The sequence below is a fragment of the Flavobacterium sufflavum genome (genome assembly GCF_004016525.1).
Lineage (GTDB): Bacteria > Bacteroidota > Bacteroidia > Flavobacteriales > Flavobacteriaceae > Flavobacterium > Flavobacterium sufflavum.
The window spans coordinates 752,475-767,027 of record NZ_SACJ01000001.1; the positions used below are offsets into that span (position 1 = coordinate 752,475).

General features: G+C 34.1%; 14 protein-coding genes and 2 tRNA genes. 7 read left to right on the top strand and 9 right to left on the bottom strand.

All coding sequences use genetic code 11. From position 1 onward, the window contains the following. The first annotated feature begins 1 nt into the window (after position 1). Both EOD40_RS02670 and EOD40_RS02675 read left to right on the top strand, forming a co-directional pair. Positions 2-1,585 (top strand): MFS transporter, encoded by a 1,584-nt coding sequence (locus tag EOD40_RS02670; protein WP_128193345.1) that lies wholly within the window; start codon positions 2-4, stop codon positions 1,583-1,585. A 71-nt stretch (positions 1,586-1,656) separates the two neighbouring features. Continuing rightward, entirely contained in the window at positions 1,657-2,316 is a 660-nt protein-coding gene (locus EOD40_RS02675) for an HAD family hydrolase (RefSeq protein WP_128193346.1), read from the top strand. A gap of 419 nt (positions 2,317-2,735) precedes the next feature. Here EOD40_RS02675 and EOD40_RS02680 read toward each other — a convergent pair whose 3' ends face one another. The 5 genes from EOD40_RS02680 to EOD40_RS02700 all read right to left on the bottom strand — a co-directional run bounded on the left by EOD40_RS02680 (position 2,736) and on the right by EOD40_RS02700 (position 6,557). Then, positions 2,736-3,605, bottom strand: a complete 870-nt coding sequence (locus EOD40_RS02680) for a hypothetical protein (protein WP_128193347.1) — start codon at positions 3,603-3,605, stop codon at positions 2,736-2,738. A 74-nt stretch (positions 3,606-3,679) separates the two neighbouring features. Beyond that, complete coding sequence (locus EOD40_RS02685; protein WP_128193348.1) at positions 3,680-4,099, bottom strand: hypothetical protein; 420 nt, start codon at positions 4,097-4,099, stop codon at positions 3,680-3,682. An 84-nt stretch (positions 4,100-4,183) separates the two neighbouring features. Next, positions 4,184-4,639, bottom strand: a complete 456-nt coding sequence (locus tag EOD40_RS02690) for a hypothetical protein (protein ID WP_128193349.1) — start codon at positions 4,637-4,639, stop codon at positions 4,184-4,186. A 10-nt stretch (positions 4,640-4,649) separates the two neighbouring features. Beyond that, positions 4,650-5,234 carry an RNA polymerase sigma factor gene (locus EOD40_RS02695; RefSeq protein WP_128193350.1) on the bottom strand — a complete coding sequence of 195 codons (585 nt, stop codon included), beginning with the start codon at positions 5,232-5,234 and terminating at the stop codon, positions 4,650-4,652. A gap of 144 nt (positions 5,235-5,378) precedes the next feature. Further along, positions 5,379-6,557: a PepSY-like domain-containing protein gene (locus tag EOD40_RS02700; protein WP_128193351.1), complete on the bottom strand. Its 1,179-nt coding sequence runs from the start codon at positions 6,555-6,557 to the stop codon at positions 5,379-5,381. A gap of 507 nt (positions 6,558-7,064) precedes the next feature. Between EOD40_RS02700 and EOD40_RS02705 the strand changes: the two genes are divergently transcribed. From EOD40_RS02705 to EOD40_RS02715, 3 genes are all read left to right on the top strand, one after another. Continuing rightward, positions 7,065-8,339 carry a PAS domain-containing sensor histidine kinase gene (locus EOD40_RS02705; RefSeq protein WP_128193352.1) on the top strand — a complete coding sequence of 425 codons (1,275 nt, stop codon included), beginning with the start codon at positions 7,065-7,067 and terminating at the stop codon, positions 8,337-8,339. Positions 8,340-8,346: 7 nt separating this feature from the next. Further along, positions 8,347-8,778 (top strand): response regulator, encoded by a 432-nt coding sequence (locus tag EOD40_RS02710; RefSeq protein ID WP_128193353.1) that lies wholly within the window; start codon positions 8,347-8,349, stop codon positions 8,776-8,778. A gap of 182 nt (positions 8,779-8,960) precedes the next feature. Then, positions 8,961-9,788, top strand: coding sequence for an SMP-30/gluconolactonase/LRE family protein (locus tag EOD40_RS02715; RefSeq protein WP_128193354.1), 828 nt, complete (start codon positions 8,961-8,963; stop codon positions 9,786-9,788). Between the two features lie 170 nt (positions 9,789-9,958). Here EOD40_RS02715 and EOD40_RS02720 read toward each other — a convergent pair whose 3' ends face one another. The 4 genes from EOD40_RS02720 to rseP form a co-directional block, all read right to left on the bottom strand. After that, complete coding sequence (locus EOD40_RS02720; RefSeq protein WP_128193355.1) at positions 9,959-10,243, bottom strand: GIY-YIG nuclease family protein; 285 nt, start codon at positions 10,241-10,243, stop codon at positions 9,959-9,961. 71 nt (positions 10,244-10,314) lie between these two features. Beyond that, positions 10,315-10,388, bottom strand: a tRNA-Asn gene (locus EOD40_RS02725). A gap of 191 nt (positions 10,389-10,579) precedes the next feature. Beyond that, positions 10,580-10,653 (bottom strand) — tRNA-Asn (locus EOD40_RS02730). Between the two features lie 133 nt (positions 10,654-10,786). Beyond that, positions 10,787-12,130: an RIP metalloprotease RseP gene (gene rseP / locus EOD40_RS02735; RefSeq protein ID WP_128193356.1), complete on the bottom strand. Its 1,344-nt coding sequence runs from the start codon at positions 12,128-12,130 to the stop codon at positions 10,787-10,789. A 168-nt stretch (positions 12,131-12,298) separates the two neighbouring features. On the opposite strand from rseP, the gene EOD40_RS02740 reads away from it, so the two are divergent. Next, entirely contained in the window at positions 12,299-13,363 is a 1,065-nt protein-coding gene (locus EOD40_RS02740) for an NADH:flavin oxidoreductase/NADH oxidase (RefSeq protein ID WP_128193357.1), read from the top strand. Between the two features lie 146 nt (positions 13,364-13,509). Next, complete coding sequence (locus EOD40_RS02745; RefSeq protein WP_128193358.1) at positions 13,510-14,550, top strand: Gfo/Idh/MocA family protein; 1,041 nt, start codon at positions 13,510-13,512, stop codon at positions 14,548-14,550. Positions 14,551-14,553 lie beyond the last annotated feature (3 nt).

Genomic DNA, 14,553 nt, shown 5'->3' on the forward strand with positions numbered 1-14,553 from the left:
AATGAATAATCAAAGTATTTTTAAATCATGGGTTCCTAATTGGGCAATCATCATCATTTTATTTGTTTGCCTGTTGCATTCGATGATTTTATTGGGAGTTTATACTTCGAATGTTACTTATGCGGCGAGTTTTCTGGATATTGAACCCGAAGATTTGCAGTTTGCCATGTGTGTAACTTATGGAACATTGCTCGCCACAATCCTGATTGAAAGTAGGTTCTCCAATTATTTTCCGGCAAAGAATTATTTGATGGCGGTGTATTCGTTAATCGGGATAAGTATTATTTCTTCTGCTTATATCAGCAATTTTGCTGTTTTTCTTCTTTTAAGAGTACTCGAAGGAATTTTGATGGCCTTGCCTGTAATTACTATTCGACAATTGTTAATTGAACGATTTCATTCTAAAAATGCCATTATAATTGGGTTTTCATTTTATTATGGGGCGCTATTATTGTCCACGCCGTTTATAATGAATATTGCCGTTTGGTTTTTGGATAATTACGACTGGAAATACATGTTGTATGTATCCGGAATGTTGCCGATTCTGAATGTTTTTTTAATCATGATTACTTTCAGGGGACACCGAATCACAAAGAAAATTCCGTTGTATCAAATTGATTGGATAAGTTATTTTCTGGTGTTGACATCCATATTAACGGGTGCTTATTTTTTTGTGTATGCCGAAAAAAAATACTGGTTTGAATCTTCTCAATTGGTTTTGCTTCTCATTATTTCTTTAATCACCGCCGGATTATTTGTTTTTAAAGAGCTTTCGGTAAAGAGACCGAGTTTTAATTTTGAGGTTTTTCGTTACGCCAATTTACGTACGGGTTTTTTGTTGTTTTTTCTTTTCTACATCAGCAGAGCTACCTTGAGTCTTTGTCACGGAACTATGTATTCCATTTGGAATTGGGATCCATCCCGAGTTGCTGGAGTACAATATATCAATGGTTTTGGAAATGTGATCGGACTGGTTTTGGCAGCATTTTTTTTAATGAAATCCGTGCCTACCAAATACATTTTTATAATGGGTTTTTCGCTTTTGGCAATTTTTCATTTTTGGTTTAGTTTTCTTTTTGTGCCTGATATTGCCCTGTCCGATTTGCTGATTCCTTATGTTTTACAAGGAATAGGAGTGGGGCTTTTATTTGTGCCTTTGATTTTGTTTACCACTTCATCGGTTCCAGTAAATATGGCCGTTTCATCTGGGATTATTGGTGTAGCCGGAAGATTTTGGGGGAGTACCATTGGCTTTTGTGTGATGCAAAATGCGGTGGCGTTTTTACAGAAAAAGCATTTCTTGAAATTCAGTCAATTTGTAACAGCAAACAGTACCGAAACTCAGGAAACTATGGCAAAATATACTCAGGGTTTTGTTGCCAAGGGCTATTCACCAGATAATGCTAATAGTCTTGCTTTGAAAAAGATTTTGAGTTCCATTTCTAAACAATCAACTTTGTTGACCAATATGGAAATTTATACCGCTGTGGGTTATGGTTTGCTGATTTTGATTGTTTTTATCTGTTTCAATCAACACTTAAAACAGAGTTTTAATTTGTTTAAAAGCAGGCTTTGGATTAGTTAGAAATCAAGAGGATTTATTGAGGTAGGAAAAAATAATGCTCGTATCTTGCAATCGTTAAAACAAAGTATAAAATGAATCAGCAATGTGTTATTTTTGATATGGATGGAGTGATTTGTCATACTAATCCACATCATGTAAAGGCTTTTGAAGCGTTTTTTGATAAATACCAAATTCCCTATACTGAGCAAGAGTTTGAAGAGCATATGTACGGAAAACATAATGGTTATATCATGAGCCATTTTTTTAAGCGTCCCGTAAAAGGAGAAGAATTAAAAAAATTGGAAGACGAAAAAGAATCAATGTTTCGTGAAATTTATAAAGACAAAGTAGAGACTATTCCGTATTATTTAGTGTTTTTGGAAAAATTAAAAGCCCGTAATTTTAAAACTGCAGTTGCTACTTCGGCACCACGCGCAAATCTTGATTTGATTATAAGCAGCTTAAAAATTGAAGGCAAAATGGATTCGATGCTGTCAAGCGAAGATGTGAGTCATCACAAACCTGATCCTGAAGTCTATTTGAAATCGGCTAAACTTGTGGGGGTTTCTCCATCTAATTGCATTGTTTTTGAAGATTCTTTTTCCGGGGTATCAGCTGCCCTTAATGCAGGGATGAAAGTTGTCGGTGTCTTGAGTACTCATACTAAAGAAGAATTGCCTCCATGTGATTTTTATATATATGATTATAGCGATGTAAATGTTGATAAGCTTTTGGGCTTGTTAAACAGCTAAGGTTTTAAAAATATTTAATTTAATGGATTACCTCCTGCTTTTGCAGGAGATTTTTTATTTTTGAAGAGATTTTTGGTTTTGGAATAATGTTACGCCAGAATTTCTAATAGGGTCAGTTAGGTTTAAACAAAAAAAAAATCATCTTGCTAATAGTCTTTTCTAAAAAAAGCTTCTCAGCCGCGGCGGACTCGAACCAAGTATCCTCGGATTAATAGTCAGATGCTCTAAGCAACTGAGCTAAGGAGGAAACTGTATATTTAATATGCGTAAGGAACGTTTCTGGTGGCAAAACTTAAGCTGTGTTAGCTTGTTCTTAGTGGATGAAAATATAAGATTTTTTTATAAAAAAGCATTTTTTTTAAGCTCAGCCAATTCTAACGGAAAATAGCATCAAAGATTAGTTAAGATTTTTTCTGTTGTCATAAATTAATCAAATAAGCCATTGAAAAATTAAAATAATCGGTGTTTTTTAAATTCGATTCTCCTTTTAAAGCATTAGGGAAATTGATATTATAGCCTAATTCAAAATCAAATGATTTATAATTTAATTCTAAGGGAAGGTTTACTTGTGTATTTATTAAGTCAAAAGTAGAATTAGTGGTATAAACAGTTATGGGAAATCCATTATTGAAAAAGGTTCTTGCTAATTCTGTCGTTTGGTTTCCCGCCACAATATTCAATTGGGGTTTAAGATCCAATTGTGTTTTTTTGGTTTTAATGATGTGCAGTAAAGCATAATTGGTGGAAGCAATCTGCAGACCGTTTTCGTTTCCAAACAGATAAGAAACCGAAAGCTGTGTGCCAATGTTTCTCTTTTTGTTGTGAATTGCCAGAGCTGCATTCAGTACGTTGCTGTAAGGATTATTAAGGCTGTTGTTGTAGAAATATCTGGTATAAGAAGTACTATATCTCCATGTTTTTTGTTTGCCAAAATTTTTACCAAAACCGAATGTCGCAGTAGTTAAGTCCCATTTAGGATTAAACGAGCTATAGTAAATTCCCGATAGGCTTGCGAAGATTCCGCAAGAATGAAGATAACTGATTTTTGGGGTTAAATTGTATTGATTGACACCGATATCCCGACCTGAAAAATAAGTCTTGTTGTTATAATTCATCGAGAGATATAGAAATTGAAATTTAGAGATTGATTTTATTAGGGCGTCAATATCTTCATTTTTTTCTAATAGGTCATCAATGATTTCATCGGTTTCCTGTTCTTTAGGACTTACTTCCTGAGCCTGAGCTTTTAAGGCAAAGAGGATCAACGCAAGTAAAAAGAGTTTTTTCATTTAGTTATAAAATTAAAAAGTAAGTGACTGAAATTTTCAGTCACTTACTTTAATAGTATAAAAATATTAAAAATTTAGTTACGTTTTACATCACGGAATCTGGAATCTTTTATATTTTCACGAATTCTGTTGCCCATTTGTTCGTGGAGTTGTTGTCGTTGTTCGTTAGTTAAGGTGTTTTTAAAATCTTTTTTTAATTCCTTAATATTTTCCTTGTTTTCGTTTATTAAATTTCTTTGTGCAGCAGTAAACGTTGAGATTAATGCGGCTTGTTTTTCTTGTCTGCTTAAGCTTGCATCCTTTAAAATTTCAAGTTGTTCTGCTGTAAGAGAGGCTTTGAATGCTTCTCTATTCGCTTTTATTAACTCACGTTGTTCCTGAACAAGTTTTCGTTGTTCGGTGGTGAAATTATCAATCGCAGTGCTCTTTTGTGCCCTTCCAGAGTACAGTCCCATAAAAAAGAGAAATACTGTTATTGTAATTAGTGACTTCATTAGGAATAGTTTTTATTGTAATACTAAGTTAAGCGTTTTTCTATTAGACCCAAAATTTGATTGAAAGTTTAATAAAAAGGTTGTTTATATGTCTTCTAAAATATAGTTTGTAATGTATTCATCGACTTCTTTTTCCTCAACAAATAGTGACGAAACTAAAATATCATTTTCGGCAGTTAAACTATTATTCGGTATTGGATTATTGTAATTGTTTTTTGGAACAGCCGTTGCCCCGTTTTCATTGTCAATTTGGGCAATGCTATCAGTAATTGAATTAGCAATGCTTTGTTGGTCTTGGCTATTATATTTATTACAAATAGCTAATCCTAAAAGTAATGTTAGAGTAGCTGCAGCAAACCATGTTGCTTTTCTTCTGTAAAAAGGAATGGTTTTAGGCTCTTTTCTAGCTAATACCTTATTTAAAATATCATTTTTAGATTCAAGAAAATAATTTTCAGGAACATTAAGACCTAAAGAATCCGAATGAATTTTGTTTAATTCATCATCGTTCATTTGATTTATTTTATAATTTGTTTCCATATTGTTTGTCTTAAATGTTTTCTGTGTTTTGAAAAGATTCACCTTTTTTTATGGGTAATATTTCAATATTATCTTCAATAAACCGGACGGCATTATAATACAATGTTTTTATTGTTCCTTCTTTCATTTCTAAAATTGTTGCAATTTCACGAAATTTCAGGTCGTCATAATATTTCATATTAAATACCTGTCTTTGTTTGTAGTTTAATTCAGAAACCGCAGTTTGTAATTTTAATTGCATTACATCGCCTTCAAAAAAAGTATCTTCTAATAAACTATTTAAATATTTTGTGTTTACATCTTCTATTGAGATGGAATGTTTGTTTTTATTTTGTTCCAAAAAGCGAATAGACTCATTGTAGGCAATTTTATACATCCAGGTGTAAAGAGAACTTTGTCTTGAGAAATTAGTCAGGCTTTTGTATACTCTGATAAAAGTGTTTTGTAAAACATCGTCGGCATTTTCGTGAGTAATAACTAATTTTCTGATATGCCAATACAATCTAACCTGATAAAGATCAAGTAGTTTTTTAAAAGCTTTGTCTCTATCAGTTTCGCTAATTAGCTGGTCAATAAAATCGGATTCGTTTGCCAATAGTTACAAATTCAATTATTAATTCAAAATTACAATTTAAAGCTTAAATTTCTAATACAAAAGAATTTAATTGTATGCTGCTCAGTTTTTTGAAACCCATACAAGAGTTTGTTTTCCTGTATGGGTTAGGGTTTGATGATTACATTACCTTGTTTCTACACTAAGGAATGTTCCTGTTGCCGAAAACTCAAGTTCTAAATGAGCAGCAGCAGTAGTTGTGATATAGACCTCAATTGTGCCATCTCTTTCTTTATGAGCTCCATTGATTACTGCATCCGGATAATTGGTGTTAATATAAGTTGTGATTGCTGTAATTAAATCAGTTAAAGAAATAGAGACATGGTTACCAAAATCAGATTTAGTTTGTTCAGAAATAAATTCGAATGTTGCAGAGAAAGTTAATTTTAATTTTGCAGCAGCAGCTGTGGTAATATACACTTCATAAGTTCCATCAGGTTCTATATGTCCAATGTTTATAGTTGCACCGGTATAATTTGTTGTGATGTAAGCTGTGATTTCGGCTGGTAAATTAGCAGCAGTTATAATAGTATGTTCTCTTAAATGGAACGCATCAATAGTGCTTACCGATACAAATGTACCATCGGCTGTAAAGTTTAAATTAAGTTTGGCATCATCTGCAGTAACTATGAATACGTCGATACTTCCATCGGCCTCAGAGAAAGCAGTAACAATTTTTGATCCGGCATAATTATCATTAATATAAGTTGTGATGCTGCTTGCTAAATCGGCAATAGCTATGCGGGTGTGTTTGTCTGAGTGATGGTGTCTGTGGTTTCCATTAGCTTTCAATTCATAAGCTGAAACAAATTCTCCTGTACTGCTGAAATTAAGTTTGATTTTAACTTTGTCAGCCGTTGTGATTAAAACATCAAAACTTCCGTCCGATTCTACATGAGCCGAAGTTATGGTAGCGTCAACATAGTTGGTGTTAATATAGGTTACAATACTTGTTAATAAATCACTTATGGCTACCGGAGTAATTGTGCTGGAGCTGGACAAAAGACCTTTGGCAGTAAAATTCAATTTAAAAATAGCATTCACATTAGTGATGCTTTTAGATGTCGCTCCTGTGCTAACATATACGGTGTAGGTACCGTCTGAATTCAAATTTACTTCTGAAACAGTAGCCCCGGAATAGTTCTTAGCCACGTAGCTGCTAATGGTTGTAGGCAAAGTAGCTGCACTGGTGGTTTCGTATGTTAATGATGCGGTTGTTGAGGTATCGGTAGAATCGGTACCATCATTTGAACAACTGTACAATGCGCATGATAGAGCGATTGCAATAAGAGAGATTTTTTTCATTTTTTCTAAATTTAATTGTTAATAGTAGGTAGAGTTATTTCATAAATGCATTTAATTAGGAATGACTTCTAAAACTTATTAGACCCATGATCTTTTAAAAAGTTTTAGCGGATTGAAAAAAAAGTAAAAAAATAAAATCCTGAAGTTATTGAACTGCAATATCTTTAATTAATCTCGGTAGGGAGAAAAGTTTATAGTGATAAAAAGCCAGACGTTTCTTTCGGGTTTTTAGAAGTTTTTTTATTAGTGGTTAAATTAAATAATCAGCTGTTTTAAAAATTAATATTTAATTTATAAATAAAGTCTTATATTAGCATAAGACTTCTAAAGCTCCCCAACTTGACAGAAGATCTCGTTTTTTCTTCCGTATATCAATGTTTAGTAATTGAAATATGGAAGAAAAGGACAGGAATTATATTTTAAAATTTAAAATGGAATAAGAACTTGTTTCTAAAGGTCTTATTTCAAAACCTACTTTTAAGTCCAAAAGCATAAATGACATAGGCTATGAAAAATGATAGAATCGATTTCCAAAAAATATTTTTATCAGCTCCGAGCTTATTTTTGATTGTATCGACTGACTTGTCCATTTTAGACTTGAACGATTCCTATGAAAAGGCAGCGATGAAGAAAAGGGAAGAAATGATTGGTCGCAACTTATTCGAAGTCTTTCCGGATAATCCGGAGGATAAACATGCTGATGGCGTGTCTAATTTATCCAAATCGCTCCATTCGGTGTTAAAAGAGAAAAGGCCACATACTATGGCTGTTCAGCGCTATGATGTACAAGGACCTGACGGGATTTTTGAAGAGCGTTATTGGTGTCCGATAAACATTCCGGTACTGAATTCCCAAAATGAAATTGATTACATTATTCATCGGGTGGAAGACGTAACCGAATTCATAACGTTAAAGAACAAACAATCCAAGACTGAAAATGTTACTGTAGACTTACAGAAAAAAGTTGATGAGATGGAAGTTGAAATTATCAAGCGTTCCAGGGAAATACAGAAATTGAATTTCGAATTGGAGCAAAAGGTAAAAGAACGAACAGAAACTATCTTAAAAAGAGAAAAAACCCTGGCAGAGCAGAATGAAGTACTGAAAAGACAGAATAAGGAATTGGAGCAATTTACCTATATCACTTCCCATGATTTACAGGAGCCTTTGCGTTCATTGGTGTGTTTTACGGAACTTTTCGAAAAGGAATTTTCAGGGAAATTAGATGGTAATGGTGATATTTATATTGATTTTATATCTAAATCATCCCGACGCATGCAAGATCTGGTTAAAGGATTGCTTGATTATTCCAGAATAGGCAAGGAAAAACAATTAGGCGAGGCAGATTGTGCCCAAATCGTGAAGGATGTGATTTCGGATATGTCAATAATTCTTGAGGAAAGTAAAGCTAAAATAAGCGTTGATGATTTGCCTGAATTGAATGGTTATACTATCGAATTAAGGCAACTTTTTCAGAATCTTATCAGTAATGCTGTAAAATTCAGAAAAAAAGGGGTGATACCTGAAATCAAAATTACTGTTCAGGAAGAAGAAAAGAAATGGCTTTTCTCTATTCAGGATAATTCTATAGGTATTGATGAAAAAGACATGCACAAACTTTTTGTTATTTTCAAAAGGCTTAACAACCGTGACGAATATGAAGGAACAGGTATTGGTTTGGCTCACTGTAAAAAAATAGTCGAGTTGCATGGAGGCTCTATCTGGGCTGAATCAAAGCTGGGGGAAGGCAGTATTTTTAAATTTACAATTCAAAAACTTTAGGATAATTATGAAAAAGAAACTCAATTGTGTCTTATTGGTGGATGATGATAATGGAACTAATTTCATCAATCAGATGATTATAAAAAAAGCGGATATTGCTGAGTATGTTCAAACCGTATTGAATGGTAAAGAAGCACTTGATTTTATTACCAATAAAGGGAAATTTGAAAAAGCAGGAGATGTGTTTCCGCAGCCCATGTTAACTTTATTGGATATCAATATGCCGGTTATGGACGGTTGGGAATTCTTAGAAGCTTATCACGCTTTAGAAGAGCGTCAAAAGGGTAAGATTATTATCATTATGCTTACCACTTCTTTGAATCCTGATGATAAAAGCAGGGCTGATGATATTTCTGAGGTTTCTGATTATAAAAGTAAGCCGTTGTCATTGGAAATTGTTGACGATATTATGAAAACCCATTTCTCGGATTATCTTTAGGATTTAATCCTTCTAATGTATTTATAGCAAAAAGAAAGACCCTACGTCTGTAAGGCATATTGTTAATAATTTTATTTTTGTTTCGATTCTTATGAAGAACCAAATTGTTTAAAATAAAAAGCTATCAACCTAATCATGTCACTTTTACCAGATTCGATACGATAAAATAATTTTAGAACATTATGAAATACAAATTTTTGACCTTGTCTGCCTTTCTAGTATTAAGTTTTGCAGTTAAAGCTCAACAGCTCTCAAAACCGATCTGGGAGAGCAAAAATCTACCAGTACCTGAATCGGTGCTATATAGTGCAACTGAAAAGAAACTATATGTAAGTCTGATTGATGGTGCGGGCAACGTAAAAGATGGGAAGGGAGGAATTACTATTCTTAATGTTGATGGCACTGTAAACAATGCAAAATGGGTTGAAGGTTTAAATGCACCTAAAGGTTTGGCACGTTATAAAAACACACTTTTTGTGGCAGATATAACCGCTGTGGTAAGTATTGATATCCCGAGTGGAAGAATCATTAATAAACTGGAAATTGAAAATGCTGTTTTCCTGAACGATGTAACGGTAGATGATAAAGGAGTTGTTTATGTATCTGATACGCGTACAAATAAAATATATCGTATGAAAAATGGTAAAAGTGAGCTTTATTTAGAAAACATCACCAATGCCAATGGTTTAAAATGGATTAATAAAAACCTGTATGCGTTGGCTGATACTGAACTCTTGAAAATAGACGAAAAGAAAAATAGAACTGTTGTGGCCAAAGGTTTTGAAAAGCCGGGAGATGGTGTGGAGCAGCTTAAAAACGGAGATTTTATAGTTAGCTGTTGGGCTGGGTTAATTTATTATGTTAAAGCTAATGGTGAAATAAGTACATTACAGGATGTACAAGGGAAAATGAACACTGCTGATTTGGGTTATAATGCGAAGGAAAATGTGTTGTACATTCCAACTTTTAATCATAACAGTGTAATTGCATATAAATTGTTGGCAAACTAAAAAAGAAAAAAACTAATAAAATTATAAATAGAAAGGCCTTTGCAGAAATGTAAAGGCTTTTTGGTATAAAAGTTTAGAGCAAAAAAAAGACCATCATTGCTGATAGTCTTTCTAAAAAAGCTCCCCCTCTTGGGCTCGTTCCGATAGCTATCGGAACAAGGATCCTCTGATTAACTATATTTAAGTAGTAGTTTTTCGGAAATTTCAGGATGTTTTTTGAGATTGAAAAGATATGTTTTGCTTTTCATGTCTTTAATGTGTTTTTCTATTTTTCTGGCTTGAACAATATCGGTACATTCGATAAGATGAAACAATGTCCAATCATTAGCTATTTTAGTATGTGCCTTTTTAAACATACCTGAATTGTGCCATTGTAATCTAAGTTCTATATCTGAAGTTTCGCCGATATAGAAAGTGTCTTTATCTGAAGAGTAAATGATGTAAACAAAGTGCATGCGATACAATAGATTTAGAAAGTTTAGAGCAAAAAAAAGACCATCATTGCTGATAGTCTTTTCTAAAAAAGCTCCCCCTCTTGGGCTCGAACCAAGGACCCTCTGATTAACAGTCAGATGCTCTAACCAACTGAGCTAAGGAGGAAACTGTATATTTAATATGCGTAAGGAACGTTTTTGTTTGCTATTTTAAGCTGTGTGAGCTTGTTCTTAGCGGATGCAAATATAAGACGAATTTTGAATGTAGCAAATAAAAGAGTTGTTAATTCATTATAGATTTAGAAAGTTTAGAGCAAAAAAAAAGACCATCATTGCTGATAGTCTTTTCTAAAAAAGCTCCCCCTCTTGGGCTCGAACCAAGGACCCTCTGATTAACAGTCAGATGCTCTAACCAACTGAGCTAAGGAGGAAACTGTATATTTAATATGCGTAAGGAACGTTTTTGTTTGCTATTTTAAGCTGTGTGAGCTTGTTCTTAGCGGATGCAAATATAAGATGTTTTTTCAATTCGGCAAACAAAAAATGAGATTTTTTTCAAATTTTTTATTTGCCAATCACAGCCTTGTAAATGTCGTTTCCGTTGGCAAATAGTAACAGTGTGATAAGTAATACAAAACCAACCATTTGGGCATTTTCAAGGAATTTATCACTCGGTTTTTTACCTGAAACTATTTCGTATAATAAAAACATTACATGACCTCCATCTAAAGCCGGAATAGGCAATAAGTTCATTACCCCAAGCATAATTGATAATAAAGCAGTGATTGACCAGAACGTTTCCCAGCTCCATGTTGGAGGGAAAATATTGTAAATAGCCGCAAAACCACCTACTTGTTTGTAGGCTTTTGTTTCAGGGTTAAAGATCATTTTCAATTGTCTTCCGTAATTTACTAATTTGTCTTTACCTTTTTGAAGCCCAACCGGAATAGATTCTGCAAAACTATATTCTTTAGTACTGATTTTATAGTATCCTAATTTTTCTAATGTTTTTAAATCTAAATCTCCTGGTTGTACACCTAATTTTCCTTTTGCAGAAACTTTAACTGTAATAGGTGTTTCTTTAAAATTGCGTAAAACAACAACGTTGATTGTTTTATTTTTATTCTTCTCTAAAATAGTTCTCGCCTGATCAAAATATTTTACTTTTTCTCCATTAATAGAAACAAATAAATCTTTTGCTTTCAAATTCTTGTTAGGAGATTCTTCTGCGATTGCTGCTACTACAAAAGGTACTCTGGGAAGAATAAGTGCACTTTTTTCGTATTTTGACAATTGATCAATAACATCAGTAGGGATTTTAACAGAAAGCTGTTTTCCGTTTCTTTCAATCAAAATTTCTTTTGACATGATAATATTCATTGGAATATCATTATCAAAATTTTCAATTTTTTGACCATCGATTGAAATTATTTTGTCTCCTGTTTTAAATCCTGCTTTAAGCATTACAGGATTTTCAATCCATATACCATCTTTCATGTCAGAATTAGCAATATAAGTATCTCCGTAGGCAAAAGCCATTCCGATATAGATAATAAAAGCCAGAATAAAATTTACAGTAACTCCGCCTAACATGATAATTAAACGTTGCCAGGCCGGTTTAGTACGAAATTCCCAAGGTTGTGGAGGCAAAGCCATTTGTTCCTTGTCCATACTCTCGTCAATCATGCCCGAAATTTTTACATAACCACCTAGCGGTAGCCACCCAATTCCGTATTCAGTTTCGCCAATTTTCTTTTTTAGAAGGGAATATTTGACGTCAAAAAACAAATAGAATTTTTCGACTCTGGTTTTGAATAATTTGGCAGGAATAAAATGTCCTAATTCGTGTAATATAATCAGTAATGATAAGCTCAATAAAAATTGAGAAAGCTTGATAACAATATCCATTTTTTAGTTTTGGTTCTTAATTATGATTGACAAAAGTAAGGTTTTCTGTTTGTTTATTTTACAATAATTATTCCATAAGGTTTTAAATGTTTGTTAATTAATCCCAATTTCAATTCGGATATTCCGTAAGCTCTTGTAACTTTACTTTTCTCAAATAAAAATTGGATTATGTCTTCAAAATTATTCTCTCCACTTTCGATAAAAAGTATTACGTTAAAAAACCGAATTGTTATTTCTCCAATGTGCCAATATTCGTCAACAGACGGTTTTGCTAACGATTGGCATTTGGTACATTTAGGCAGTCGTGCCAGCGGAGGCGCGGGATTGATTATTCAGGAAGCGACTGCGGTTGCTCCCGAAGGTCGGATTTCGCCTGAAGATTTAGGGATTTGGAAGGACGAGCATATCGAAAAAATGAAGGCTATTACCGCTTTTATCAAAAGTCAGAATGCAGTTTCGGGAATTCAATTGGCGCATGCCGGAAGAAAAGCCAGCGTTTCTTCGCCCTGGAAAGGCAATAAAAAACTGGATGCCTCACAAGGAGGATGGCAGACCCTAGCACCATCAGCAATAGGCTATCATGACGATGAAACATCGATAGCTTTAGATAAAAACGGAATCCAAAAAGTAATTTCCGACTTTAAAGCAGCAACCAAAAGAGCAGTTCAGGCGGGTTATGAAGTTCTTGAAATTCATGCTGCTCATGGGTATTTAAATCATCAATTTTTATCGCCTTTATCCAATACCAGAACCGATGAATACGGTGGAAGTTTTGAAAACCGAATTCGTTTTACAATAGAAGTTCTCGAGGCGGTACAAACCGAATGGCCAGCGAATTTGCCTTTGTTTGTTCGAATATCAGCTACAGATTGGGCTGAAGGCGGTTGGAATGTTGAAGAATCTATACAGTTTTCTAAAATTTTAAAAGAAAAAGGAGTTGATTTAATTGATGTTTCTTCGGGCGGATTGGTTTCGTACCAAAAAATTCCGTTAGAACCAGGTTATCAAGTTCCTTTTGCCGAAAAGATTAAAAAAGAAACAGGAATCTTAACGGGAGCGGTTGGATTAATTACAGAAGCCAATCATGCCGAAGAAATCCTAACGAGCGAAAAAGCCGATTTGGTTTTGTTTGCCAGAGCATCACTTCGTGACCCCAATTTAGGATTGCATTTTGCGAAAGCATTAGAAACAGAAGTAGCGTGGCCTTCACAATACGAAAGAGCAAAAAAGTAATGGTTTAACCGCAAAGCTCACAAAGGTTTTCGCAAAGACCACAAAGGATTATAAAAAATCTGTGCTAATCTGTTGAATCCGTTGGATCTGTGTGCCAATTGTTATATTTGTAATAAGAAGAAAATTGTCAAAAAAGAATTAAAAATATGAAAACAATAAAAGCAGCCTTACTTTCTTATGGGATGTCAGGGAAAGTATTCCAAGCACCATTTTTAGAATTACATCCCGGTTTTGAGTTATTGGGTTCCTGGGAAAGAAGCAAAAAATTAATTCAGGAAGATTATCCTCAGGTAAAAAGTTACGAGTCTATTGACGAAATTTTAGCTTCTGATGTGGATTTGGTAGTAGTAAATACGCCAATTGATACCCATTTTGAATATGCAAAACGAGTTTTGGAAGCCGGAAAACATGCCATTGTAGAAAAAGCATTTACCACCACCGTTGCCGAAGCCGAGGAATTAGCTGCTTTATCCAAAGAAAAAGGATTGAAGTTGGCCGTTTTCCAAAACAGAAGATGGGACAGCGATTTGAAAACGGTACGCCAAATTTTATTAGATGGTGCTTTGGGCGAAATTGTGGAAGCCGAATTCCATTTTGACCGTTACAATCCCCTTTTGAGTCCAAAACAACATAAGGAAACCGTGAATTCAGGTTCGGGAATTCTGAAAGATTTAGGACCGCATTTAATCGATCAGGCTTTGTATTTGTTTGGTTTTCCAAAGGCTGTTTCTGCCGATATCAGAACTACACGTGAGAATTCGGTTGTGGATGATTGGGTAGATATTTTATTGTATTATCCTGATTTCAGAGTGCGTTTGAAAGCAAGTTTCTTTGTGCGCGAACCAAATCCGGCTTATGTGCTTCACGGCAAAAATGGTTCGTTTTTAAAACCAAGAGGCGATGTGCAGGAAGACGACTTGAAAGTAATGAAGAAACCAAACCTAGATTCCTGGGGAACGGAACCGTTGGAAAAAGAAGGTTTCCTGCATACTGAAATTGACGGCAAAATTATGCATGGCAAAATCCCAACGCTTAAAGGGAATTATTATGACTTTTTTGACGGGGTTTACAATGCCATCATCAACGATACTGTTGAACCCGTTACAGCTCAGGATGGTGCAAGAGTAATGCAAATTATTGAAGCTGCAATCCAAAGTAGTAAGGAAAAAAGAGTGATTGATTTGTAAAAT